Raw genomic sequence first — 22,169 nt, forward strand, 5'->3', positions numbered from 1 at the left:
GTTAACTTTTGAAGAAATGGACATGAAAACGAATATGAGAATTCCTTTGGCCTTGTTGTTTGGTGCCTTGGCCGTCCTTCCGGCGGCGAGTGCGGAGGAGCTTGGCACCGCCTCCGTGACGCGTAAGGACCTGTCCGGAATCGGGCAGGAGAAGGGGGTGATGCGCCGGGATCCGAGTGACATCATCAAGGTCGGTGACCTGTATTATGTGTGGTACTCGAAGGGGGAGATTTCCCCGGGTTACGACGCGACCGTTTGGTATGCCACTTCCAAGGATGGCGTCGAGTGGACGGAGAAGGGGATGGCTTTGGACAAGGGTGAAGCGGGAAGCTGGGAAGGAGCCAGTGTCTTCACCCCGAACATCCTCGTCGCTGAGGGACGCTACTGGCTTTTTTACACGGGGACTTCGAGGTCGTTCCACAAGAAGCCATTCAATCCGGATTCAAAGATCGGTGTCGCCGTCTCCGATTCGCCCGACGGCCCGTGGGAGCGGATCGCCGACAATCCCGTGCTGAAGAACAGCGATGATCCAAAGCGGTTTGACAGCCATCTGGTCGATGATGCCTGCCTGATTGTCCGGGATGGGAAATACTGGTTCTACTACAAGGGCCGTCAGCAAGGGAAGAGCCCGGGACAAACGCAGATGGGGGTTGCTATCGCGGACAAGCCGGGTGGTCCGTATGTCAAATCCGAGCACAATCCGGTGATCCCCGGCAATCATGAAGTGCTGGTGTGGGCGCAAGGCAAGGGTGTGGCGGCGATGATCGGCACGACCGGGCCGAAGGACATCGTCAACTCGGTCCAGTATTCCGAAGACGGCTTCAACTTCACCAAGACCCACAACGTGAAGAACGGCCCGTGGGCGGGCGGTGCGTATCGTCCTGAAGCCTTCACCGACAGTGGCAAGGGCGAACCGATCCAGTGGGGCGTGGAGATTGGAAGAGCGAAGGGAGCACTTCCGTTCATCCACCGCTTTGATGTCGAATGGTCGGAGTAGCCTGCGTTTCGCCTGGCGGATGGAGATTTCCGATGCAGGCGAGAATCGATCGGTGAGTGACAGAGGCGGCAGTCCAGTCCGGCCTTCTGCTTGCTGGCAACCTGTCGCATGACGCGATGAACGAAATGATCCTTGGAGTAATGAGACATCCCTTGAGACGAAGATGTGGGGCAGGCTTGGCGGCGATTGCAGCCGTCCTTCCGCTGTGGGTGCAGGCCGAAGTGACCATCGCGTCTCCTTTCACGGAGAACGCCGTGCTGCAGCGGGGATTGCCGGTTCCAATCTGGGGCAAGGCTGATCCCGGCGAAGAAGTTACCGTCGAGTTCGCCGGTCAGAAGAAGTCGGTTGCTGCCGATGCCGATGGCCGATGGGTCGTCCGCTTGGATTCCATGACCGCCTCGGCCGAACCGCGGGCATTGCGGGTCACAGCCAAGGAGTCGGAGCTGTCTCTGGCGAATGTTGTGGTGGGCGAGGTCTGGATCTGTTCGGGGCAGTCGAACATGCAGTTTGCGGCAACTTCGGTTCCCGAGATCAGGGTGCTGGAGCGGAAGGCGAAGAGGATCCGGACATTCGAGGTCAAGCGGACGGTAGCCTTCGAGGAACAGGATTCCTGCGAAGGCAAGTGGGTCGACAAGCACCCCAACAGTGCGGTTGCGTTCTCCTTCGCTTACTTTCTTGAGGAAGCCGGCGATGTTCCGGTCGGGATCATCCTCAGCTGCTGGGGAAGTTCTTCGATCGAGGCGTGGATGCCACGCGACATGACCGAGACCGTGCCGCACTTCAAGACGATGATGGAGGAGTTCGACTCCGATGCGAAGACACGTGAGCGGATCACTTCCATTCTCGAGGGAACGAAGCCGTGGAGCAGGAATGATGATATCTTCCTGCGCCGCCAGTCGAACATCCTCTACAACGCGATGATGCATCCGCTGGCACCGTATGCCTGTCGGGGCTTGGTTTGGTATCAAGGGGAGCGCAACACCCAGTCGATGTTCGGGATGCTCGAGGAGCCGTGGTTCTCCCGCAATTCCGGGATGTTGAAGTACGGCGATACGCTCAAGCAGTGGGTCCAGCGCTACCGGAAGGAATGGGGGAATGATGAGATGCAATTCCTGATGGTGATGCTGCCGGGTTATCACAAGGAGATGGCGACCGGACCGAAACTAGGTGCTGAGCATCCCGCGAGTCATTCGTGGGCGTGGATGCGGGAATCGCAACTGAAGGCGCTGGAGTTGGAGCATGTCGGCGTCGCCAATACGATCGACCTGGGCGATGTGAAGAACATCCACCCGAAGGACAAGCTGCCGATTGGTAAACGTCTGGCGCTGCTTGCAGCCCGCGACACCCTGGGCCTGGATGTCGTGGCGAGTGGGCCGGTGATGAAGACCGTGGAGGCCGGAGGCGATCATCTGGTGGTGCGCTTCGAGCATGCGTCCGGACTCACGACGACCGATGGCGAAGCACCGACGGGCTTTTGGCTCGCAGATGATTCTGCCAAGTGGGTGGAAGCCGATGCCGAGTTGAAAGGCGAAACGATCCTACTACGATCGTCAGATTTGGCGAAGCCCCTCTACGTCCGCTACGCCTTCGCAGGAAAGCCGAAGGTCAACCTGGTCAATGGAGCTGGCCTGCCTGCCTATCCGTTTCGGACAGATACCTTTGCGCCCTGAGCTTGGCTTTCGGCGTTGCGCCGGATTGCAGTTCAAGCACCCCCATCATGAAAGACAACCAACCGATCAATCCGACGTCGCAGCATGCATTGCTCAGGTGGGGCGGTCTGTTGGTGTTGCTGCTGATGTCCTTTGCTCTTGCGGAGGCGTCTCCGGAGCAGGGGGGATCGAGACTCCCGGTGGTCGATGGTCTGATGCTCGACCTGGATGCGAACGTAGGTGTCGAGCTGGAGGCCGGGAGTCGGGTCAAGGCATGGAAAAATCAGGTCGAGAATGCTGCGGTCGACTTGTTCGTGAAGCGGGATGAGGGGCGAGAGGAAGCGGGTTCAGGGAGGCCGACCTTGAAGACCGAGGTGGAAGCGATTGGGGGAAACAGCACGTTGGTGTTTGCGGAGCAGGAACTCATTAACATGGACGAGGATGCTTTCGATCATCTGGTCACCGGAAGGGGCTATACCTGGTTCTCGGTGATGTCGGTCGACAAGCAGCATGTCGGCAAGAAGGACGTGAACTCGTTCTTCGGGAATCTGCGCAACGGACCGCCCTACGATGGGTTCTGGGGCAATCTGATGGACGACAACCGGGTGTGGATGGGGACGCGCAACGGGATCATGCCGAAGGGCAAGAAGCGGGTTGCGCTGTGGGATGAGGAGCTCAACCCCTGTGTGGCGACGAGTGAACCGATCGAGGAGAATCGCTACTATCTGATCATGGGGCGCATGGGCGCCGGTGCGGGGACGGTTGATCTGGAGTTGTTCGTCAATTCCTCCACTCCGGTGGATCGCAAGCCAGTACCGGTGAACCCCAAGGCGAATCCGTCGAGAATGGCGATCGGTCAGGAGCGAGATGCCATCAATCATCCGGGCAAGGAGTCATTTCACGGCGAGATTGCCCGCTTCCTTGTTTTCGAAAGACCGCTCAGCGATGCGGAACTTTCCTCCATGATCGGGCACCTGATTAAAGTTTACGAAATCGAGACCGGGGACTAGCGCCCGGCGACATCACCCACCCACAATTTTCCCAGTGAAACTACGATCCCTCTGCAACTTTTTGCCTGGCTTGCTGCTGGCCCTGTGTACGTCAACCACGACGCTCGCGGCGAAACCGAACATTGTTTTCATCATGGTCGACGATCTGGGTCCGGGGTGGGTGGATTTCGATGGTTCCAGCCCCGAGATCAACACGCCGAATTTGCAGCGGATCGCCGAGAGCGGGATGGTGTTCAACAAGGCCTACTCGGCGGCCACGGTGTGCTCGCCGACGCGTGCCGCCTGCATTACCGGCATGTCGCCGGCGCAGATCGGCCTGACGACCCACATCCCGGGGAAGGCGGGCAACGAGCGTCCGGCGCCCAAGGGTGGTCCACGTGATGCGCCGTCGCTGAACCATCTCCCGCTGGAGATGCCGAGCTACGCCCGGGAACTCAAGAAGCAGGGCTACGTCACCGCCTTCATCGGGAAGTGGCATCTGGCGGGTGAGGGGTCGATGAGTTCGAAGGATGGCATCGTCGATGCGCGCTATCACCCCGAGCACTTCGGTTTCGACAGCAACATCGGTGGCTGTGCCTACGGGCAGCCAAGGCCGTGGTTTGATCCCTATCGGAACGGGACGATCAAGAACCGCAAGAAGGGTGAATACCTGACCGATCGACTGGGTGATGAGGCGGTGGCATTCATCGAGGCGAACAAGGACAAGTCGTTCCATCTGTCGCTCTGGCCCTATTCCGTCCACACCCCGATCCAGGCGCCGAAGGAGTTGGTGAAGAGCAACGGGGGCGACAAGTACCTGGCGATGCTTGAAAGCATGGATGCCGCGGTAGGCAAGGTGCTGGCGGCATTGGAGGCGACCGGGACACTCGAGAACACGATGCTGGTCTTCTATTCCGACAACGGCGGGTGGAAACCCACGAAGGGGCTTGCCGACAAGAAGGGCTCGCTGTTGGAAGGGGGCATCCGGGTGCCAATGGCGGTGAGTTGGCCCGGGGTGATCAAGCCGGGAACGAGCTGCGATGTTCCGGTCAACTCGATGGACTTTTTCCCGACTTTTGTGCACGCGGCAGGTGGCTCGACCGACGAAATCACCCAGTTGGAGGGACTTGACCTGAAGCCACTTTTCGAAGGCAAGGACAAGCTGGATCGCGAGGCGCTCTACTGGCACTACCCGCACAACCGGCCGGATGTGAAGTACTTCATGGGAGGTGCGGTCCTGATGGGTGACTGGAAGCTCTACGATGGTTATGGTACGATCCCGGACGCCTTGTTCAACCTGAAGGATGACCCGATGGAGAAGAAGAACCTCCTCTCCGATCATCCGGAGAAGGCAGACCAACTGCGTGGGAAGCTCGCCAAATGGCGTGAATCGATCGGGGCGAAGATGCCGCCATCGGTGAAGAAATAAGTCAACCATTCGACCCGTCGCAGACGGATCTCCAACCACAGATTTGCATCATGAAAGAATTCCAATTCATCACCCTTCTGGGTCTGACGACCTTGTTGCCTTCGTCCGTGTTCGCTGCTCCGGCGATTGGCTCGCCGGACAAGCGCATTCAGCTCCAAACCCACGCGGCCGACGGAAAGGTCACCTATTCCGTCGAATTTAACGGGAAGCCCGTGATTGCGGAGTCGCGTCTGGGTGTAGAGCTTGCCGGTGGCGCCTTTTCGGGGCCCTTGGAAGTGACCGGGACGGAGACGGCTTCCCACGACGAAACTTGGAAGCCTGTCTGGGGGCAGTTCAGCGAGTACCGCGACCACTACAACGAGTTGACGCTGGATCTCGCCGAGACCGCCGGGTCGAAGCGCACGATGAAGGTGGTGCTCCGGGCCTACGACGACGGGATCGCATTCCGCTACGTGTTCCCGAAGCAGGAGGGACTGCCCAAGGTGAACTTCGCCAAGGAACTGTCGCAGGTTTCGGTCGTTTCGAAGAAGCCGGTCGCCTGGTATGCGGCCTCATCGACGACCCTGTTCAACGATGTGCCATTCGCGAAGATCGCCAGGCCCTGCCGCACGCCGTTCACGGCGCAATTGGGCGATGACTGCTTCATTTCGCTGCATGAGGCTGCCGTGGTCAATTCCTCTGACGCGATGCTCCAGCTGGGATCCGACAAGCGTACGCTCACCTACTCCTCGTCATGCAATCAGGAAGCCGGAAGCGTGAGTGCGTGGCGCACGATCCTGATCAGTTCGACTCCGGGAGCGATGGTGGAGTCGTCGATGATCCTCAACCTGAACGAGCCCAACAAGCTGACCGATACCAGTTGGATCAAGCCGGGGGTGAGTCTTTGGGACTGGCGCAACCACGGAGGCAAGGCGGACGACGGTTTTGTCTATGGCATCAACACCGAGAGCTACATCCGCTACATTGATTTCGCCCATGAGAATGGACTGGCCTATGTCCTGATCGACGCCGAGTGGTATGGCCCGGAAAAGAGCCCCAAGTCCGATCCCGTGACCTACGAGCACGAGGTCGACATGCCGAAGATCACCGCCTACGCCAAGGAGAAGGGGGTTGGGATCTGGCTCTACATCAATGACAAGGCGCTCAAGTCCTTCGACATGGACCGCACCTTCGCCCAGTATCAGAAGTGGGGCATCAAGGGGATCAAGCACGGCTTCCTCGGAGGGGGCAATCAGGTGAAGAACGCGTTCAGCGTGAAGGTGATCGAGAAGTGCGCCGAGTATGGGATCATGTACAATCTGCACGAGCCGAACAAGCCGACGGGATTGACGCGCACGTATCCGAACTACATGTCCAACGAGTATGTGAACAGCATGCTTGATGCGGCCAACCGGGTTCCCGCCACCCCTTCGGAGCTCAGTGTGTTTCCGGTGGTGCACAACCTTGGAGGCCCTGTCGACCGCAGCTGCGGGCTCTTCGACATGGATCAGTCCATCGGACGGGAGAAGGTACACAAGCAGATCCCGAGCACGGTGGTTTCGCAGGTTGGCCAGTGCCTGGTCTTTTACAGCGGTATCCTGACCCTGCCCGACATGCCGGATGCGTATCGGCGTAAGATGGACCTCTTCGAATTCATCAAGCAGCTGCCGATGACCTGGGATGACACCAGGGTGCTCGAAATGGAGATCGGCAATCACATTACGATGGCCCGCCGCTCGGGCGACGAGTGGTTTGTGGCGGCCCTTGCCGACGAGTCCGGCCGCAAGCTGGACCTCGAGCTGGATTTCCTGAAGCCCGGCGTGAGCTACGACGTGACCCTGTATGAGGACACCGCGGAGAGCCATTACGAGTTCCCGGGGGGCTGGAACAAGAGGGACGCGGCAAAGAAGAAGGTGCCGTTCAAGCCCGTCGAGACGAAGCGTGAACTCTATCAGGTCCGCAAGATCACGGTGAAGCAGGGAGACAAGGTCGAGGCCAGGATCGCGCCGGGTGGGGGACACTGCATGTGGATCCGTCCGCAGGCTTGAGGACTGGCTGACCGGACTGGATGATAGAGTGGATCGAAGTGCGGGGTAGCTGACTGGAGAACCAAGTGCATGAAAAGGGATCAAGACGGTAGAGGTAGAAGAGACCTGATGAAGGCGGCGTGTGTCGCGTTCCTCTGCACGGTCTTCCCGGGCTCGGGTGAGGTGGTAGCCTCCGAGCGGATGCCCGAGTTCAGCTGGGACACAGTGCCGCTGTACATGCATGTCCGCAAGGTGACTGCCTTCACTCCGGAGGAGCTGAAATACCTTTCCCACTTCCCCCTGATCACCTTCGAGAAGACGACAGGGCTCAGGGAGTTCGGCAGCACCGAGTCGGGCACGGAAAAGGCGGCCCAGGCGGTGAAGCAACTCAACCCGAAGGCGAAGATCCTTTATTACCGGAACATCCTCGTGCACTACGACTGTTACGAAGCGGACAAGGATCTGAAGAAGATCGAGAATCCGTTCCTCGTGGGGCGATCAGGAAGCACGAAACTGGTGAGGAACAAGGTTCCGGCCTACGACCTGTCGAACAAGGAGGTTCAAGCGTGGTGGCTGAGGAATGCCCGCGAGGTTTGTGCTTCGGAGAGCATTGATGGGTTGTTCATCGATGGGAACATCAAGGCGCTGGAGAAGGGGTATCTGCGGGGCCAGATCGGCGCGGCGAAGCGGGACGCGGTGACTTCAGCCTATCATGAGGTGATGAAGCAATTGCCGCAGACTCTGGAGAAGAAGAGTCTGGTCGTGGCGAACGTCATTCGTGCTCGTTTCAAGGACGCGGGCCTCGAGTATCTGGACTACTTCGATGGATCCTACATTGAGGGCTTCGAACACGAGGTCGGGGGCGTGGAGCGAAAGGACTACGTGGCGAAGGGTATCGCCGCGATCCAGAAGGCTGCGCGTTCCGGCAAGATCATCGCCTTCACGATCGGCACGGGAGCGTATGCGGATACCGACATGGATGCGCATGGAAGCCAGCAGAAGGTCAAGAAAACCCCGTTGCAGGATCGCTTGGAATACTCGTTGGCGCTGTTCCTGGTTTGTGCGGAGAAGCACAGCTATTTCATGCTGTCCGGCGGTTATGGCGTGGACGGAGGAAGCAATAAGCTCTGGATGAAGGACTTCCCGGAGTATTCCAAGCCACTCGGGCCGCCCAAGGGGCCGGCGGTGCAGAAGGGCTACGTCTATGAACGCTCGTTCGAGCATGCGGACGTTCGCCTCGACATCGACAAGGAGACCGCCGCCATCACTTGGAAGCAGGCGAGCGAGTAGTGCGCCGGCGTGGCTGGTCTCCTACTTCGCGCTTTGGGTCGCGATTGCGCAATGGGGACACTCGGATCCGTGAGGAAGAAATGGTAGCAGAGGGCGGATTTGAACCGCCGACCAAAGGCTTATGAGTCCTCTGCTCTACCCCTGAGCTACTCTGCCATTCCTTTGCTGGACGCCACTGAGGCGTTCCGGGGCGCGCTGGATACCTCCGAGTTCCGCGCCTGACAACCGAAAAATCACTGTCTCTTTCACCGAGTGCCAACTCTGTCGGGATTCGGACCTCAATCGATCTCCGAGTGACGTTGCTAGGACGCGGCGGGGAGGAGATCCTGGATGGTGCGGATGCGCGGCCGTTTCGAAGTCGGATCGGTGTAGGCGAGGATCAGGTAGCGCATGCCGGGGAGGAACCTGAGGGCGCTTTCGTTGCCGATCCGCCACTTGTCCTCCTGCTGGAACTGGAAGACGACGGGGGCCATGTTGAAGGTGTCCCGCTCGCTGGGTCGGGCATATCCCTTGAGTCCGCCGGGACGTAGGGCTCCGCGGTGTTCTCCAAGGACGAAGCGGATATTTCCTGAATGGAAGTTGGCCACGAATGCGCCGCCGTCAGGGAAGTTCTTGGCCGAATCCTCGATGACGAGGACCCGCCATGGAGCTCCGTCGGGCTTGTCGGCAGGAGCTGGTACGAACAAGAGGATGGCTGCGGTCGCGCTCGACGGAATCTTGGCGACTCCAGCTGGCTTGCCGCCATCGGTGACGAATCGAATGGTGTTCGAGTATGCTGCACAGGTAATCTTCGGTGACAGCTGACTGGTGGGCAGCGGGCAATTCACGCCTTCTCCTTTGAGGGGCTTGGTCTGGACCGACTTCGGAGAGGCTGCGTTGCCTCCGAACGATAGAAAGCGACACGCGACTTGGCGGGAGTCTTCGTTCTCGGATTGTCCGTGCAGTGGTGCAGCGAGGAATAGAACGGCGATTGCTGATAGGATACGCATGGTCAGGAGGGGCTAGACTATACTTCGTTGGAAGAAAGCCAGCGGAATGATGAAATTTCGAATCGACGACCGAAGCGCTTGTTGGCTTCAGCATTGAGTGAATCAGGGTCGGCATCCACGGAGTCGCTGGCGTCCAAGTAGTCGGGCACCCGTTGCACGGTGGCTTCGCAGACCGCCGAGGCGACCACGCGATTGGCGGAGTCACGGGCTTCTCCATAGGCCCGGATGGTGAAGGTGTCCGAGCGCGGTGTCGCGGCATTGCCGAGAACCGTGAGCAGGTCGGCCTGGCTGAGGTAGCCGGGAGCGCCTTGGTAGCTGGCGCCCGCCCCTGCTTCAGGGTTGGCGTAGCGGTAGTCGGCGACCTTGGCCTGTGGAATGTCGAAGCCGGCGTTGGCGGCTGCAGCCAGGTCGGCATTCAAGCCCGCCTCATCGATGGCCTCTTGCAGGGCCCCCTTCTGGGCCATGGTGTCGCTCCCCAGTCGGCGATTAACGAACTCGGACATCGAAAGGAAGGGGCCTCGTTTGCGGACCTGTTCGACGATTTCCTCGGCGAGACGCTCGAGTTGATCTTCGGAGTATTCACGGGGCCCCAACCAGTAGGCGTCGATCGGATCAGCTCCGTCATCGGCCGACTCACTGGCCGGGAGGCGGAAGCGGCTGATGCGTGCTTCGTTCTGTGCGGTGTTCGAGGCAGGCAGATCAGCAAGCGACGCAGTCTTTCCGGCTTTGTTGATCTGATTGTAGATGGCCTCGGCGTCATGAATGGATCCAAGCATGGCCTTCCACGCCTGAACGGAGGTGGAGTTGATGTTGAAGGCACCGTTCATGACCTGCCAGGCGGCGATCTGGCGATGAGCGGTGTCATCACCCACGACGTCAGCGACGAAATCGGTGTCGGCGGCTTCCCTGGGGGTGTAGGGACTCAGGCGTGGGTCGGCGAGAGGTTCACCATCGATGAAACTCTGCGCGAGGCTCGATGCGGTCTGGCCGCTTCCGAAGGGCCCTGTGCGGTCGCCCAATCCTGAGAAGTAGAAGCGATCGTAGAGGGCGGTATTCAGGAGGAAGGAGTGGTCCAGGTAAGGATAGTCGCCTCCGTTTGTGGATACTTCGTTCGTATTCACCAAGGGGTGAGCCCAGGAATTGCCGATCGGCGAGGAGAAGCGGGGGAGGTAGCCGGAGGACCCGCCCGGATTGGCGGCATTCAGGGCAGGAAGTGCCTGCAGTGGGGCCAGAGGCAGCTCGTATTGAATGCCGAACTTGGCGCCGGTGTTCCCGGTCAACCCGCTGATGAAGTTTCCGCGTCCGGTGGCTGGATCGAACTGGAGGAGGTTGTTGGTGCCGTTGTCGAGACGCTGGATGGAGAATTCGTGCGAGTGGTTCGCAGGATGCTCCGCCACGAGGTTGCCGGAGAAAGCTCCGATGTTGGCGTGACCGAAGCACCAGGGTTTGGTGGCGAGATCGCCGTCCTCACCGTCCGGGTTCAGGCCACCAAGGGTTGTTTTGGCGTGGGCACTCACCACGGCGAAGGGTTTGACCGTGGCAATGTCCTTGATCGGAGTGGAGGCATGGGAGTGCATCGCCATTGCATTGATCGTGCCTTCCTTCGGGTAGGTGATCGTGCCTCCGGGCCCGAGCAGCGTGTCTTGGAGGCCGGTAGGGGAGGAGTAGTTCATCTCGATCGCCCCCGAAGAGACCTGGCGGCGCCCACTGGTCCGCCCGAAGAGTTCAATGGTGAACTTGTTGTCACTCAGGTTGGGCACGCTCAGCGGGGCGAACTGCACCATGAATTCGTCGTCCGCCTTGACGCCGATGCATCCGCCGCGGTCCATCGCTCTTCTTCCCTCCCGCTCATACTGGGAGGCACGGATGTCCGCGGGCGCGAACCAGTCGAGGTCGAAGCCGATCCCGTCGCCGCGCCAGCCCGGAATGCCGTCGACATCGACGGTCATGGCACTGCCGCTGCGCCAGTCGGCGAAGTCTTCCTTGTCGTTCCAGCTGGAGTTGGGGTCGATGTAGGGCGAGAACATGATGACTTCTCCCGGAAGCATGCGGAAGGTGGTTGAGCCGACTGCTGGACGAGAGGTGCTTCCCCCGTTGGTCCTGAGCGTCATGCCGAAGCGCTTGTGCACTAGACCCTTCTCGGAGTTTTGGTAGAACATCTTGTCGAGCGGGGCGGGAGCCGTGGTCTGGGCAACTCCATTGCGGAACACCTGGAGGCCGAAGGGAACGTTGCCGAACATGACCTTGAGGTCGTTGAATTCGAGCGCCACATTGTAGGGGTTGTGGAGGGTGACCACCGGAGTGTACATCAGGTGGAGAAGGTAGTCATAGTCACTGCCGGCGAAACGTTTTCCCCACGGGCCGTGGATCTGGGCCGCTTCCTCCTGAGCCTTCGTTCCCGGGGGCTTCGGTGTGGTATCGCTGACTTTGGTATAGCGGTAAATGTCGCGGGTCAGCAGGCTGAAGACCACCTGCACCTTGGCAATGGTCGGCATCAGGATCATGCCCGGAGGTGGATCGCGGTCGAGTTCCCCCCGGTCACCGGTGGTGGCACTTGAATTGCTCGCAGCCCTCCATGTGGAAGGGATGCGTGCCTTTGCCACCGGGATGCCCCCGGATGACGTGAGACGATCGGCGTCCCTATACAGCCCTGCGAGTTGGCGGAAGGACTCCCACCGGGGATCCGAGGGGGCTTCGGCAGCCTGCATGTCGAGAAGGGTGTCATAGATTCCACGGGTGCCATCGTAGGGGGAGGGCAGATCGTCGCCGTTGGTGAGGAGGTTGAAGTCTTCCTTGAGCCCCCCTTGGGCGACATTGGTGAAGAGACCCACCGAGGAAGTCGTGATGTCATGGCTCAAGGGCTTCAGGGCTTCTCCGGTTCCCGAGGCCAGTTGATCGACTGCCATGGCCATGCTCTGGCGGCTGAATCCCTTCTCAATCGTGGAGAACGAGGACGATGAAGACTCGAAGAAGTCGCGTTCGAGACTGCCGAGCGATTCGATCGAAGCTGTATTGGGTCGCTGACCGGCACCGAGTTGCATCGAGTGGCTGGCAAGGGGGCCGGTTGGATCACGATGAGGGGTGTTGATTCGGACCTTCACGCCTTCATCCATGACGGCGTAGGCAAATGCTCCGGAACCATCCTCCGTCGGGACACGGGCGGCCCTGACCAGATCTTCCGCTGCCGCGTTGTCTCCCAGCGACCCTTCACCCCAAAGCAATGCTGGATCATTGGGGGCACTCGAAACGTAGTCTACTTCCGAGGTGTCTGCGGGATCGCCCCCTGAGGTGAGCCAGCCAAGGAAGCGCTCGTTGCGGGCGCTGTCCTCGTAATCAGAAGGCTGAGGGGGATTCTTCGGGTCGATTTCCCATGATTCCCAAACGCCGGCGATGCGAGGGTTGGCCACATTGGCACCGATTACATCGGCACGGGCGGTGACACGGCGGTCCGGTCCGGCGAATTTTTGGAGTTCTCCGATTGAAATCACCAATGCCATCCTTGCATTGGCTTTCGCCGTTGCCATCGCTTCCGATTGGCTGCTCGAACGGAGCGCCACCCCAGAGAGCGAGAGGAGACCCACGGCAACAAGGGTAAGCAAAACCATCAGCGAGATGGTGATGATAAGAGCGAATCCGGAAGGCTTTTGACGAGTCGGCTGGGTCGAGCGACGGGTTTGCATGACTGGGTTTGGGTTGGATTGGATCAGGTCTCGCGTCTCCCGGAAGGGAAAATGAAAAACCTTGGGATTTGATCAATCAACGGGTTGGGTGCGGAAAATCGCACCATTATTGGGAAAATGCGACCACAATCTGTGTATGCCATGTATTCCCTGTTGAGCAGCGACTTTCGACTTCGGACCATGACAGGCGATGCCCCAATCCCGGGCTGAATCCGGGATGGGTCCTCAGCTACTCCTCCATAAATTCCTGAGAAATAAGGGGGTTAGGGAGAATGTAAAAAAATGCAGAATAGGGCTTGTCACCTTGAAGTTCCTGAGTAGTCTCGCCGCCCCCAACAACGCGGCCTGTCATTGCGAAAGCAAAACGGGCTGCTTCGACAATCTCCATTAACTATCGGGTGCAGCACCGGAAAATTGGCTCCTGCGAGGGAATCTCTCGCCGGTGGTCGGTGCGCCCCAAACGCAAACACCGAAACTCCGCAGGAATCTTATGCCGACCATCAACCAGCTTGTCCGCAAGGGACGTCACGTGCCGGTCGAGAAATCGAAATCGCCCGCCATGGCAAACTGCCCACAACGTCGTGGCGTTTGTCTTCAGGTGATGACCCGCACGCCAAAGAAGCCGAACTCGGCTCTCCGTAAAGTCGCCAAGGTCCGTTTGACCAATGGCTTTGAAGTCATCGCCTACATCGGTGGTGAAGGTCACAACCTCCAAGAGCACTCCATCGTCCTCGTGCGTGGTGGCCGGGTGAAGGACCTTCCAGGTGTTCGCTACCACATCGTCCGTGGTGCCCTCGATACCCTCGGTGTCGAGAAGCGTCGCCAAAGCCGCTCCAAGTATGGGGCGAAGCGTCCAAAGGCTTCTTAATTCATCATAATCCTTAGCTTTAACTGATCATGTCCCGCCGCAAGCGAGTCTTCACCAAGCCTGATCGTCGCGATTCCCGCTACGACAGTTCCCTCGTCGGTCACCTCATTTCGAAGGTGATGCGCGACGGCAAGCGTTCCCTCGCGGAGCGCATTGTCTATGCAGCCATCGACAAGGCGAACGAGGGCGTCGACACCATCGACCCTCTCGAAGTTGTCACCCGTGCCGTTGAGAATGCCAAACCACGCGTCGAGGTGAAAAGCCGTCGTGTGGGTGGTGCCACCTACCAGGTGCCGCTCGAAGTTGACGCCAATCGTTCCGAGTCCCTCGCACTGCGTTGGATCGTGGGCTTCGCCCGTGGCCGCAAGGGCACGCCGATGCACGTGGCCCTCGCCAACGAGATCAAGGACGCCGCCAACAACCAGGGCAGCTCCGTTCGCAAGCGCGACGACGTGCACAAGATGGCACAGGCCAACCGCGCCTTCGCCCACTTCCGCTGGTGATCTGATTCTTACCGCGCCGCAAGGCGCTCCTACCGATGTCTGCGAATCCCAACAATCCTGATCGTCCGTTTCCGCTTGAGCGGACTCGGAACATTGGGATTGCTGCGCACATCGATGCCGGCAAGACGACGCTCACCGAGCGGATTCTTTTCTACACCGGTATGATCCACAAGATCGGCGAGGTGCACGATGGTGCTGCCACGACCGACTGGATGGAGCAGGAGCGTGAGCGCGGAATTACCATCACTTCCGCCGCCGTCACCACCGAATGGTGGCAGCGCAAGGAAGAGGATATCTTCAAGTCCTTCGAGGACGAGAAGCAGCGCATCAACATCATTGATACGCCCGGGCACGTCGACTTCACCGCCGAGGTCGAGCGTTCCCTCCGCGTGCTGGACGGAGCCATCGTCGTGTTCTGCGGCGTGGCCGGTGTCCAGCCCCAGACCGAAACGGTCTGGCGCCAGGCAACCAAGTACAACGTGCCTCGATTGGTGTTCGTCAATAAGATGGACCGGGTCGGAGCCGACTTCGATCGCGTCTATGACGAGATCAAGGAGAAGCTGGGTGCCAATGCCGTGCGCATCCTCATCCCGATCGGGTCCGAGGAGGATCTCCGGGGACAAATCGATGTGGTCAACCAAAAGGCCGTCCACTTCGTCGATGACGCCACCTTTGGCTCCACCTACGAGGTCAAGGATCTCTCCGACGAGCAGAAGGAAGAGGCTGAGTTCGCTTACCAGGAGCTTCTTGAAACCGTTGCCGGGGTCGATGACGAGCTCGCCGAGAAGTTCCTCATGGAGGAACCCATCAGCCGCGAGGACGTCAAGAAGGCCATTCGCCGTGCAACGATCGCCAACAAGCTGATTCCGGTGGCCGGTGGCTCCGCCTTCAAGAACAAGGGCGTGCAGTGCCTGTTGGATGCGGTCATCGACTACCTGCCGAGCCCGATCGACATCGACTCCGCTGTCGGGATGAATCCCGATGACGAAACCGAGCAGATCGAGGTTCCCACCGACGACAACGCCAAGTTCTGCGCCCTCGCTTTCAAGCTCTGGGCAGACAAATTTGTCGGCAAACTCGTCTTTTTCCGTGTCTATTCCGGCGTCGTTCGGAAGGGCGACACCATTTACAATCCACGCACCCGTCAGAAGGAGCGCGTGGGTCGCCTGATCCGGATCCAGTCCGATCAGCACACCGACATCGACGCGTGCTACGCCGGTGACATCGCCGCCATGGTCGGCCTGAAGGTCGTCCAAACGGGTGATACGCTTGCCGCCACCGGCTACGACGTGGTGCTTGAGCCGCCAACCTTCCCGGAGCCGGTCATTTCGATGGCGGTGGAGCCGAAGACCAAGGCGGATCAGGAAAAACTCGCCGTGGCACTGGTTCGTCTCTCCGAAGAGGATCCGACCTTCATGGTCAAGACCGATGAGGACACCGGCCAGACCATCATCTCAGGGATGGGCGAACTCCACCTGGAGATCATCGTCGATCGCCTGCGCCGCGAGTTCAAGGTGGAGGCCAATACCGGAGCTCCGCAGATCGCCTACCGCGAGACCATCACCGCCGCCGCCGATGGCGAAGGCAAATTGGTCAAGCAATCCGGAGGCCGCGGCCAATATGGCCACGTCCGCCTCCACATGCGCCCGAACGAAAAGGGGAAGGGGCTTACGATCGAAAACAAGATCGTGGGCGGCGAGATTCCCAAGGATTTCCACGGCGCCGTCATGAAGGGCATCGAGCAGGCCATGAGCAACGGGATCGTTGCCGGCTACCCGGTGGTCGATGTGCATGTCGACGTCCTCGGCGGATCCTTCCACGAGGTCGACTCGAACGAAAACGCTTTCGCCATGGCCGCCATCTTCGCGATGCGCGATGGCTTCAAGAATGCAGGCCCCATCCTCCTCGAGCCCATCATGGGTGTCGAGGTTTCCACCCCGGACGACTACCAGGGTGATGTGATGGGGGACCTCAGCCGTCGCCGCGGACAGATCGGCGAAATGGAATCCAAGGGCAACGTGGCCGTCATCCACGCCGCGGTGCCACTCAAGGAAATGTTCGGCTACTCCACCGCCGTGCGCACTCTCTCATCCGGTCGTGCCTCCTACTCGATGACTCCGTCACACTTCGAACAGGTGCCGCCCAACGTTCTCGAACAAATCATCAACGAACGCTGAATCCAGCCAACTACTTCTAACCCCGCTACTTCCGACGCCATGGAAAATCAAAAGATCCGCATCCGCCTCCGGGCATTCGACCACCGTGCGATCGACCGCTCCGCTCAGGAGATCGTCGAAACTGCCAAACGCACCGGTGCCAAAGTCGCTGGCCCGATCCCGCTTCCGACCCGTATCGAGAAGTTCAGCGTGAACCGTTCGGTCCACGTGAACAAGAAGTCGGCGGAGCAGTTTGAAATCCGTACCCACAAGCGCGTGCTCGACATCGTCGATCCGACCGCACGCACGGTGGATGAGCTCAAGAAGCTCAACCTGCCTGCTGGTGTGGACATCGCCATCCGTATCTGAGTTGCCTGACCAGAATAACTCACGTTTCGAAATCTCTAATTACCTTTTCTCATGTCTCTCGGACTCCTAGGCAAAAAACTTGGTATGACCCGTCTCTTTGACGAGGAATCCCAAGCCATGATTCCTGTGACTGTCGTCGAAGTCGGCGGCAACACGATTCTCCAGACCAAGACGGTCGAAAAAGACGGCTACTCCGCAGTTCAAGTTGGTTACAACGACCAGAAGGAACAACGCGTCAGCAAGCCCCTCAATGGTCACTTCAAGAAGCACGATTCCGCACCCAAGCAATTGGTGCAGGAATTCCGTTTCGAAGAAGGTGCCGAAACTCCTGAAACCCACCCGGGTGCGGAGCTTTTCACCGCCGGCCAGTGGGTCGACGTGATCGGCACCACCAAGGGCCGCGGCTTCCAGGGTGCGGTCAAGCGTTACGGATTCGGCGGTCTCAAGCAGACCCACGGTTCCATGATGCACCGCCGGACAGGTGCCATTGGTGCCGGTTCCACACCAGGCCGCGTCTGGAAGAACCAGCAGATGCCCGGTCACATGGGCACCGACCGCCGCACCATCCAGAACCTCAAAGTGGTGGCTGTCCGCCCCGAAGACAACGTGATCCTCATCTCCGGTGCGGTTCCAGGTCACAAGGGCGCCTACGTCACCGTTCGTCCTGCCGTCAAGAAGCCCGCCACTGCCTGAGTGGGCCACGCAACCTAGCAACCAATTACGAACATGTCCGCGAAAGTATTTACTGCAGACGACGCCAAGGCGGCGAACATCCTCCTCGCTGAAGAGGGCAAGGGTTCCCAGGCCGTTCACGACCTCGTGACCGCCTACCGCGCCAACCGTCGCACCGGATCCGCCTGCACCAAGACCCGTGGCGAAGTCCGCGGCAACAACAAGAAGATCTATCGCCAGAAGGGCACCGGTGGTGCACGTCACGGCGACAAGCGCGCCCCGATCTTCGTCGGTGGTGGCACGGTCTTCGGTCCTCGTCCACGCGACTACTCGAAGAAGGTCACCAAGAGCGTCCGCCGTCTCGCACTGCAACGCGTCCTGGCCGATATCATCGCCGACGGGAACCTCAAGGTGCTTCCTTCATTCTCGATCGCCGACGGCAAGACCAAGAGCTTCGTCTCGACCGTCTCCGCTGAAGCTGATCCGAAGAAGGTCCTCATCGTCGCCAAGAGCTTCGATGACACGACCTACCTCGCCGCACGCAACGTGCAGTGGGCCCAGTTGGTCACCGCCGACAGCGTCAACGTCGAGGAGCTTCTCCACGCCAACACGGTTCTCCTGGTCGAGGACTCGCTGGAAACCCTCGCCGCCCGCACGGCCTAACTCCTCCTCCGAACAGTGCCATGAAAGATCTTTATCAAGTCATCAAGAACGTCCGCATCTCGGAGAAGGCCACGATGCTCAACGAGCTCAACAACGAAGTTGTGCTCGAAGTGGATCGCCGCGCCAACAAGCTCGAGATCAAGCGTGCCGTCGAACAATTGCTCGGCAAGAAGGTCGTGGGTGTCCGCACCCTCAACCAGGCCGGCAAGTTGAAGCGTCAACGTCGTGCCGACGCCGGTCGCACGAACCACTGGAAGAAGGCCATCGTCCGTCTCAAGGAGGGCGAGAACCTCGACCTCGTATAAATCCATTTTTCCCCAGCATTAACGCCTAACCCTCTAGCGAGCCATGCCTCTTAAAGAGTTTAGACCCCTTACTCCGCCACAGCGCTACAAGGTGCTGCCGTCCTTCGAGGAAGTCACCAAGAAGACTCCCGAAAAGTCGTTGCTTTCACCGCTCAAGCGTAGCGGTGGACGGAACAACACCGGACGCATCACGACCCGTCACATCGGTGGCGGTCACAAGCGCCACTACCGCCTCGTCGACTTCAAGCGCCGCAAGCACGATGTGCCTGCCAAGGTGCTCGGAATCGAATACGACCCGAACCGCACCTGCCGCATCGCCCTCATCCAGTATGAGGACGGCCAGAAGAGCTACATCCTGTCGCCAGCCGGGCTCGAAGTCGGCGCGACCGTTGTCGCCGGCGCCAAGGTGGCTCCAAAGCCGGGCAATTCGATGCCTCTCAGTGAAGTGCCACTCGGAACCGCGATCCACAACATCGAGCTCATCCCGGGCAACGGTGGCAAGGTGGCCCGCGCCGCCGGTCAGCAAGCCATCCTTTCCAACCGTGACGGTGAGTGGGCGCTGGTGAAGATGCCATCCGGTGAGATCCGCCGCTTCAATTCCAACTGCTACTGCACCATCGGTCAGGTCGGCAACCGCGACCACATGAACGAGGTGTCCGGCAAGGCTGGCCGCACCCGCTGGCAGGGCACCCGCCCGACCGTCCGCGGCATGTGCATGAACCCCGTCGACCACCCGAACGGTGGTGGTGAGGGTAAGTCGAAGTCCGGTGGTGGTCGTCAGCACCTTCTCAGCCCATGGGGCCACGCGAAGGGCGAGAAGACCCGCAAGAAGAAGAAGCCGACCGGCACCTTCATCGTCGAACGCCGCAAGAACAAGAAGCGCTAAACCGAACCATTTGAATCATGCCACGTTCCCTGAAAAAAGGTCCATTCGTTGACCAGAAGCTTCTCGCCAAGATCGATGTCGCCATCGAGAAGGACGACAAGAAGCCCATCAAGACCTGGAGCCGCAAGTCGATGATCACTCCTGATTTCGTCGGCCTGAACTTCGCCGTCCACAATGGCAAGACCTTCGTGCCGGTGTATGTCACCGAAAACATGGTCGGCCACAAGCTCGGTGAATTCGCCCCGACGCGCATTTTCCGCGCTCACGGTGGTATCGGTAAGAAATAATTCCTGACGCGCATTCTCCGCCATGAAGTCCATTCGCACCATTCGTTCCATCTCCCTCGGCGCCCTCGGGTTGCTGATCGGTGGGACCGCGGGTGCTCAGGACGAGGGGAATGCCGACCTGCAGCGCATGGTGACGGATCTTCAGATCCGGAACCGCGTGCTGGAGCAGGGGATTGCCGAAGCCAACCGGGCCGAGAAGGAGGCATCCGAGCAGCTGGCGCAGGTGCGCGAGCGTCTCGAAGCCCTCGGACGCGATCTGCTCGACGGTGGCGACGAGCGCCTGATCCAGGCGACCGCCGACATCCAGATTCTCAACGAACGGATCAACCGACTCGAAGGAAGCGCGATGCGCTTCAGCGGATCGGTCTCCGATTACCTGCGGACGGCGCTTGCCGCAGATCCCGATGCGAGACTTCGTGTCGAAAGCGCCATGCGGGAGCTTGACGAAGTCCTCGGACTAAGGCAGAAGCCCGCCCCCACAGCTCGTAGCACTGGTTCGGCCCGCCGCGCCAAGGTCATGAGCATCGACAAGGAAAGTGGTCTGCTCGTTCTCAATATCGGGGAACAACAGACCGCTCGAATTGGAACCACCTACCGCCTCTACCGGGGCGACCAAGCCTACGGCACCGCCGTGATCGCCGACGTCCGTCAGTCGATTGCAGGTGCCTTTGTCGAGTCCAGAGAGGCGAATGAGCCTGTCCGACTCGGTGATACAGCCATTCTCGAAACCGAATAATCCGCCACAAGGCACCCAAGACCAACCTTCACTTGCCCGATCCGATGGAAGTCAAGAGCACCACTAAATTTGTCCGCCTCTCGCCGAAGAAAGCGCGTGACGTCGCCCGTGAGATCCAAGGTCTTCCGGTCTCGACCGCACTCGATATTCTCGCCTTCACCCCCAAGAAGGCAGCGTATTACATCAACAAGACGCTCAAGACGGCCATCGCCGACGCCGAGAACAACTTCGCGCTCGATGCCGACACCCTGATCGTCAAGGAAGCGGTCATCGGAGCCGGTCCATCGCTCAAGCGTTTCAAGCCACGTGCCCGCGGATCCGCAGGCGGCATCCTCAAGCGCACCAGCCACGTTTTCATCACCCTCGCCGAAGCACCGGAAGAGGAAGCCAAGCAGAAGCGAGTTCACGTTTCCGCCAAAGCCTGATCAAGAACCCCGCAACCGAATTTTATCATGGGCCAAAAAGTCAATCCCATCGGATTCCGTCTCGCCGTCAGCAAGGACTGGCGCTCCAAGTGGTATGCCTCCGGCAAGGACTACGCGGAGAAGCTTCACGAGGACCTCAAGATCCGTAAGTACATCAAGAACCGCCTGCAGTTCGCCGCTCTTTCCAAGGTCGTCATCGAGCGTGCCTGGGCAAGTGTCCGCGTGACCCTGCACACCTCGCGTCCAGGCCTCATCATCGGCCGCAAGGGTTCCGAGATCGAGCGCATGACCAAGGACCTTCAGAAGCTCTGCAGCGAAGGCAACGTCAAGATCGACATCATCGAGATCCGCAAGCCTGAGCTTGATGCCCAGCTCGTCGCCGAGCAGGTCGCCGTCCAGCTTGAACGCCGGATTTCCTTCCGCCGCGCCATGAAGCGCGCCGTGCAGACCACCATGGACTTCGGTGCCGACGGCATCCGGATCCGCTGCGGTGGCCGTCTCGGTGGTGCTGACATCGCCCGTGCCGAATGGTATCGCGAAGGCAAGGTGCCTCTTCAGACGCTGCGTGTGCCTCTTGACTACGGTTTTGCTGAAGCCCGCACCGTTTACGGCATCATTGGCGTGAAGTGCTGGATCAACAAGAAGGAGGACGCCGACAAGGGCCCAAGCCCGCACGGTGACCGCCGCGACCGCAACCAGCGTCGCCCACGTCGTGACAACAACAACCCGGGTGGACCCAATGCGGGTGGCCCGGCCCCAGCAGCACCGGCTCCGGCCCCAGCTGCTCCAACAGCCTGATCATTTCCCAACCTCAACCACTCATTAAGAGTAATCAGTTATGCCTTTGATGCCCAAACGCACGAAGTTCCGCAAGTCACACCGCGGTAGCCGCTCTGGCAATGCCCAGCGTGGAACCAGCGTGGCCTTCGGTGACTTCGGCCTCCAATGCCTTGGCCGTGCCTGGATGAGCAATCGCCAGATCGAAGCCTGCCGTATTGCGATCAACCGTTTCCTGAAACGTAAGGGAAAAGTCTGGATCCGGATCTTCCCTCACAAGTCGATCACACGTCGTCCCCCTGAAACCCGGATGGGTAAGGGTAAGGGTGCCGTTGATGGCTGGGTCGCCGTGATTCGTCCAGGCACCATGCTTTTCGAAGTTGCCGGTGTCCCTGAGTCCCAGGCTCGCGAAGCCATGCGCCTCGCATCCTACAAACTCGGGTTCCCGACCCGTTTCGTCGTCCGTAATCCTCATTCCTGAACCGCTTAACCG

General features: G+C 59.7%; 21 protein-coding genes and 1 tRNA gene. 19 read left to right on the top strand and 3 right to left on the bottom strand.

The window, feature by feature from the left end:
* Nucleotides 1-34 precede the first annotated feature (34 nt).
* The 6 genes from JIN81_RS00955 to JIN81_RS00980 all read left to right on the top strand — a co-directional run bounded on the left by JIN81_RS00955 (nt 35) and on the right by JIN81_RS00980 (nt 8,360).
* On the top strand, nt 35-997 hold the full coding sequence (locus JIN81_RS00955; protein WP_234044362.1) for a family 43 glycosylhydrolase: 963 nt from the start codon (nt 35-37) through the stop codon (nt 995-997).
* 140 nt (nt 998-1,137) lie between these two features.
* Entirely contained in the window at nt 1,138-2,667 is a 1,530-nt protein-coding gene (locus tag JIN81_RS00960; RefSeq protein ID WP_234044363.1) for a sialate O-acetylesterase, read from the top strand.
* A gap of 47 nt (nt 2,668-2,714) precedes the next feature.
* Nucleotides 2,715-3,656: a LamG domain-containing protein gene (locus JIN81_RS00965; RefSeq protein ID WP_200275337.1), complete on the top strand. Its 942-nt coding sequence runs from the start codon at nt 2,715-2,717 to the stop codon at nt 3,654-3,656.
* Nucleotides 3,657-3,690: 34 nt separating this feature from the next.
* Complete coding sequence (locus JIN81_RS00970; RefSeq protein ID WP_200275339.1) at nt 3,691-5,064, top strand: sulfatase; 1,374 nt, start codon at nt 3,691-3,693, stop codon at nt 5,062-5,064.
* Nucleotides 5,065-5,114: 50 nt separating this feature from the next.
* Nucleotides 5,115-7,091, top strand: coding sequence for a glycoside hydrolase family 97 protein (locus JIN81_RS00975; protein ID WP_200275349.1), 1,977 nt, complete (start codon nt 5,115-5,117; stop codon nt 7,089-7,091).
* A 69-nt stretch (nt 7,092-7,160) separates the two neighbouring features.
* Complete coding sequence (locus tag JIN81_RS00980; protein ID WP_200275351.1) at nt 7,161-8,360, top strand: putative glycoside hydrolase; 1,200 nt, start codon at nt 7,161-7,163, stop codon at nt 8,358-8,360.
* Between the two features lie 81 nt (nt 8,361-8,441).
* Here the strand turns inward: JIN81_RS00980 and JIN81_RS00985 are convergent.
* The 3 genes from JIN81_RS00985 to JIN81_RS00995 form a co-directional block, all read right to left on the bottom strand.
* Nucleotides 8,442-8,516, bottom strand: a tRNA-Met gene (locus tag JIN81_RS00985).
* 146 nt (nt 8,517-8,662) lie between these two features.
* Complete coding sequence (locus JIN81_RS00990) at nt 8,663-9,349, bottom strand: hypothetical protein (protein ID WP_200275353.1); 687 nt, start codon at nt 9,347-9,349, stop codon at nt 8,663-8,665.
* 17 nt (nt 9,350-9,366) lie between these two features.
* Nucleotides 9,367-12,954 (bottom strand): hypothetical protein, encoded by a 3,588-nt coding sequence (locus JIN81_RS00995; protein WP_234044364.1) that lies wholly within the window; start codon nt 12,952-12,954, stop codon nt 9,367-9,369.
* A 565-nt stretch (nt 12,955-13,519) separates the two neighbouring features.
* Between JIN81_RS00995 and rpsL the strand changes: the two genes are divergently transcribed.
* From rpsL to rplP, 13 genes are read left to right on the top strand one after another with little or no spacing between them, the layout of a single operon-like run.
* Nucleotides 13,520-13,897, top strand: a complete 378-nt coding sequence (gene rpsL, locus JIN81_RS01000; protein ID WP_200275357.1) for a 30S ribosomal protein S12 — start codon at nt 13,520-13,522, stop codon at nt 13,895-13,897.
* Nucleotides 13,898-13,926: 29 nt separating this feature from the next.
* A complete protein-coding gene (gene rpsG, locus JIN81_RS01005; RefSeq protein ID WP_200275359.1) occupies nt 13,927-14,400 on the top strand; it encodes a 30S ribosomal protein S7 in 474 nt (157 codons plus the stop codon).
* A gap of 35 nt (nt 14,401-14,435) precedes the next feature.
* The gene (fusA, locus tag JIN81_RS01010; RefSeq protein ID WP_200275361.1) at nt 14,436-16,577 is read left to right on the top strand and encodes an elongation factor G; all 2,142 of its coding nucleotides are present in this window, start codon (nt 14,436-14,438) and stop codon (nt 16,575-16,577) included.
* 39 nt (nt 16,578-16,616) lie between these two features.
* On the top strand, nt 16,617-16,925 hold the full coding sequence (rpsJ, locus tag JIN81_RS01015; RefSeq protein ID WP_184017019.1) for a 30S ribosomal protein S10: 309 nt from the start codon (nt 16,617-16,619) through the stop codon (nt 16,923-16,925).
* Between the two features lie 51 nt (nt 16,926-16,976).
* Nucleotides 16,977-17,618, top strand: a complete 642-nt coding sequence (gene rplC / locus JIN81_RS01020; protein ID WP_200275363.1) for a 50S ribosomal protein L3 — start codon at nt 16,977-16,979, stop codon at nt 17,616-17,618.
* 33 nt (nt 17,619-17,651) lie between these two features.
* Nucleotides 17,652-18,260: a 50S ribosomal protein L4 gene (rplD, locus tag JIN81_RS01025; protein ID WP_200275365.1), complete on the top strand. Its 609-nt coding sequence runs from the start codon at nt 17,652-17,654 to the stop codon at nt 18,258-18,260.
* 20 nt (nt 18,261-18,280) lie between these two features.
* Nucleotides 18,281-18,565 (top strand): 50S ribosomal protein L23, encoded by a 285-nt coding sequence (gene rplW, locus JIN81_RS01030; RefSeq protein WP_200275367.1) that lies wholly within the window; start codon nt 18,281-18,283, stop codon nt 18,563-18,565.
* A gap of 43 nt (nt 18,566-18,608) precedes the next feature.
* Nucleotides 18,609-19,451, top strand: a complete 843-nt coding sequence (rplB, locus tag JIN81_RS01035; protein WP_200275369.1) for a 50S ribosomal protein L2 — start codon at nt 18,609-18,611, stop codon at nt 19,449-19,451.
* Nucleotides 19,452-19,468: 17 nt separating this feature from the next.
* Nucleotides 19,469-19,738 (top strand): 30S ribosomal protein S19, encoded by a 270-nt coding sequence (gene rpsS, locus JIN81_RS01040; RefSeq protein WP_200275371.1) that lies wholly within the window; start codon nt 19,469-19,471, stop codon nt 19,736-19,738.
* Between the two features lie 22 nt (nt 19,739-19,760).
* Nucleotides 19,761-20,474: a hypothetical protein gene (locus JIN81_RS01045; RefSeq protein WP_200275372.1), complete on the top strand. Its 714-nt coding sequence runs from the start codon at nt 19,761-19,763 to the stop codon at nt 20,472-20,474.
* A gap of 44 nt (nt 20,475-20,518) precedes the next feature.
* Entirely contained in the window at nt 20,519-20,899 is a 381-nt protein-coding gene (gene rplV / locus JIN81_RS01050; protein ID WP_200275382.1) for a 50S ribosomal protein L22, read from the top strand.
* 27 nt (nt 20,900-20,926) lie between these two features.
* The gene (gene rpsC, locus JIN81_RS01055; RefSeq protein WP_267907927.1) at nt 20,927-21,697 is read left to right on the top strand and encodes a 30S ribosomal protein S3; all 771 of its coding nucleotides are present in this window, start codon (nt 20,927-20,929) and stop codon (nt 21,695-21,697) included.
* Between the two features lie 40 nt (nt 21,698-21,737).
* Nucleotides 21,738-22,157: a 50S ribosomal protein L16 gene (gene rplP, locus JIN81_RS01060; protein WP_200275384.1), complete on the top strand. Its 420-nt coding sequence runs from the start codon at nt 21,738-21,740 to the stop codon at nt 22,155-22,157.
* The last annotated feature ends 12 nt before the right edge of the window (nt 22,158-22,169 follow it).

The organism is Haloferula rosea, assembly GCF_016595525.1.
GTDB lineage: Bacteria > Verrucomicrobiota > Verrucomicrobiia > Verrucomicrobiales > Akkermansiaceae > Haloferula > Haloferula rosea.

Excerpts from the sequence above, each read along its gene's own strand:
- JIN81_RS00955 (WP_234044362.1), top strand. The coding sequence starts at position 35 with ATGAGAATTCCTTTGGCCTTGTTGTTTGGTGCCTTGGCCGTCCTTCCG.
- JIN81_RS00960 (WP_234044363.1), top strand. The coding sequence starts at position 1,138 with ATGAGACATCCCTTGAGACGAAGATGTGGGGCAGGCTTGGCGGCGATT.
- JIN81_RS00965 (WP_200275337.1), top strand. The coding sequence starts at position 2,715 with ATGAAAGACAACCAACCGATCAATCCGACGTCGCAGCATGCATTGCTC.
- JIN81_RS00975 (WP_200275349.1), top strand. The coding sequence starts at position 5,115 with ATGAAAGAATTCCAATTCATCACCCTTCTGGGTCTGACGACCTTGTTG.
- JIN81_RS00980 (WP_200275351.1), top strand. The coding sequence starts at position 7,161 with ATGAAAAGGGATCAAGACGGTAGAGGTAGAAGAGACCTGATGAAGGCG.
- JIN81_RS00990 (WP_200275353.1), bottom strand. The coding sequence starts at position 9,349 with ATGCGTATCCTATCAGCAATCGCCGTTCTATTCCTCGCTGCACCACTG.
- JIN81_RS00995 (WP_234044364.1), bottom strand. The coding sequence starts at position 12,954 with ATGGTTTTGCTTACCCTTGTTGCCGTGGGTCTCCTCTCGCTCTCTGGG.
- rpsL (WP_200275357.1), top strand. The coding sequence starts at position 13,520 with ATGCCGACCATCAACCAGCTTGTCCGCAAGGGACGTCACGTGCCGGTC.
- rpsG (WP_200275359.1), top strand. The coding sequence starts at position 13,927 with ATGTCCCGCCGCAAGCGAGTCTTCACCAAGCCTGATCGTCGCGATTCC.
- fusA (WP_200275361.1), top strand. The coding sequence starts at position 14,436 with ATGTCTGCGAATCCCAACAATCCTGATCGTCCGTTTCCGCTTGAGCGG.
- rpsJ (WP_184017019.1), top strand. The coding sequence starts at position 16,617 with ATGGAAAATCAAAAGATCCGCATCCGCCTCCGGGCATTCGACCACCGT.
- rplC (WP_200275363.1), top strand. The coding sequence starts at position 16,977 with ATGTCTCTCGGACTCCTAGGCAAAAAACTTGGTATGACCCGTCTCTTT.
- rplD (WP_200275365.1), top strand. The coding sequence starts at position 17,652 with ATGTCCGCGAAAGTATTTACTGCAGACGACGCCAAGGCGGCGAACATC.
- rplW (WP_200275367.1), top strand. The coding sequence starts at position 18,281 with ATGAAAGATCTTTATCAAGTCATCAAGAACGTCCGCATCTCGGAGAAG.
- rplB (WP_200275369.1), top strand. The coding sequence starts at position 18,609 with ATGCCTCTTAAAGAGTTTAGACCCCTTACTCCGCCACAGCGCTACAAG.
- rpsS (WP_200275371.1), top strand. The coding sequence starts at position 19,469 with ATGCCACGTTCCCTGAAAAAAGGTCCATTCGTTGACCAGAAGCTTCTC.
- JIN81_RS01045 (WP_200275372.1), top strand. The coding sequence starts at position 19,761 with ATGAAGTCCATTCGCACCATTCGTTCCATCTCCCTCGGCGCCCTCGGG.
- rplV (WP_200275382.1), top strand. The coding sequence starts at position 20,519 with ATGGAAGTCAAGAGCACCACTAAATTTGTCCGCCTCTCGCCGAAGAAA.
- rpsC (WP_267907927.1), top strand. The coding sequence starts at position 20,927 with ATGGGCCAAAAAGTCAATCCCATCGGATTCCGTCTCGCCGTCAGCAAG.
- rplP (WP_200275384.1), top strand. The coding sequence starts at position 21,738 with ATGCCTTTGATGCCCAAACGCACGAAGTTCCGCAAGTCACACCGCGGT.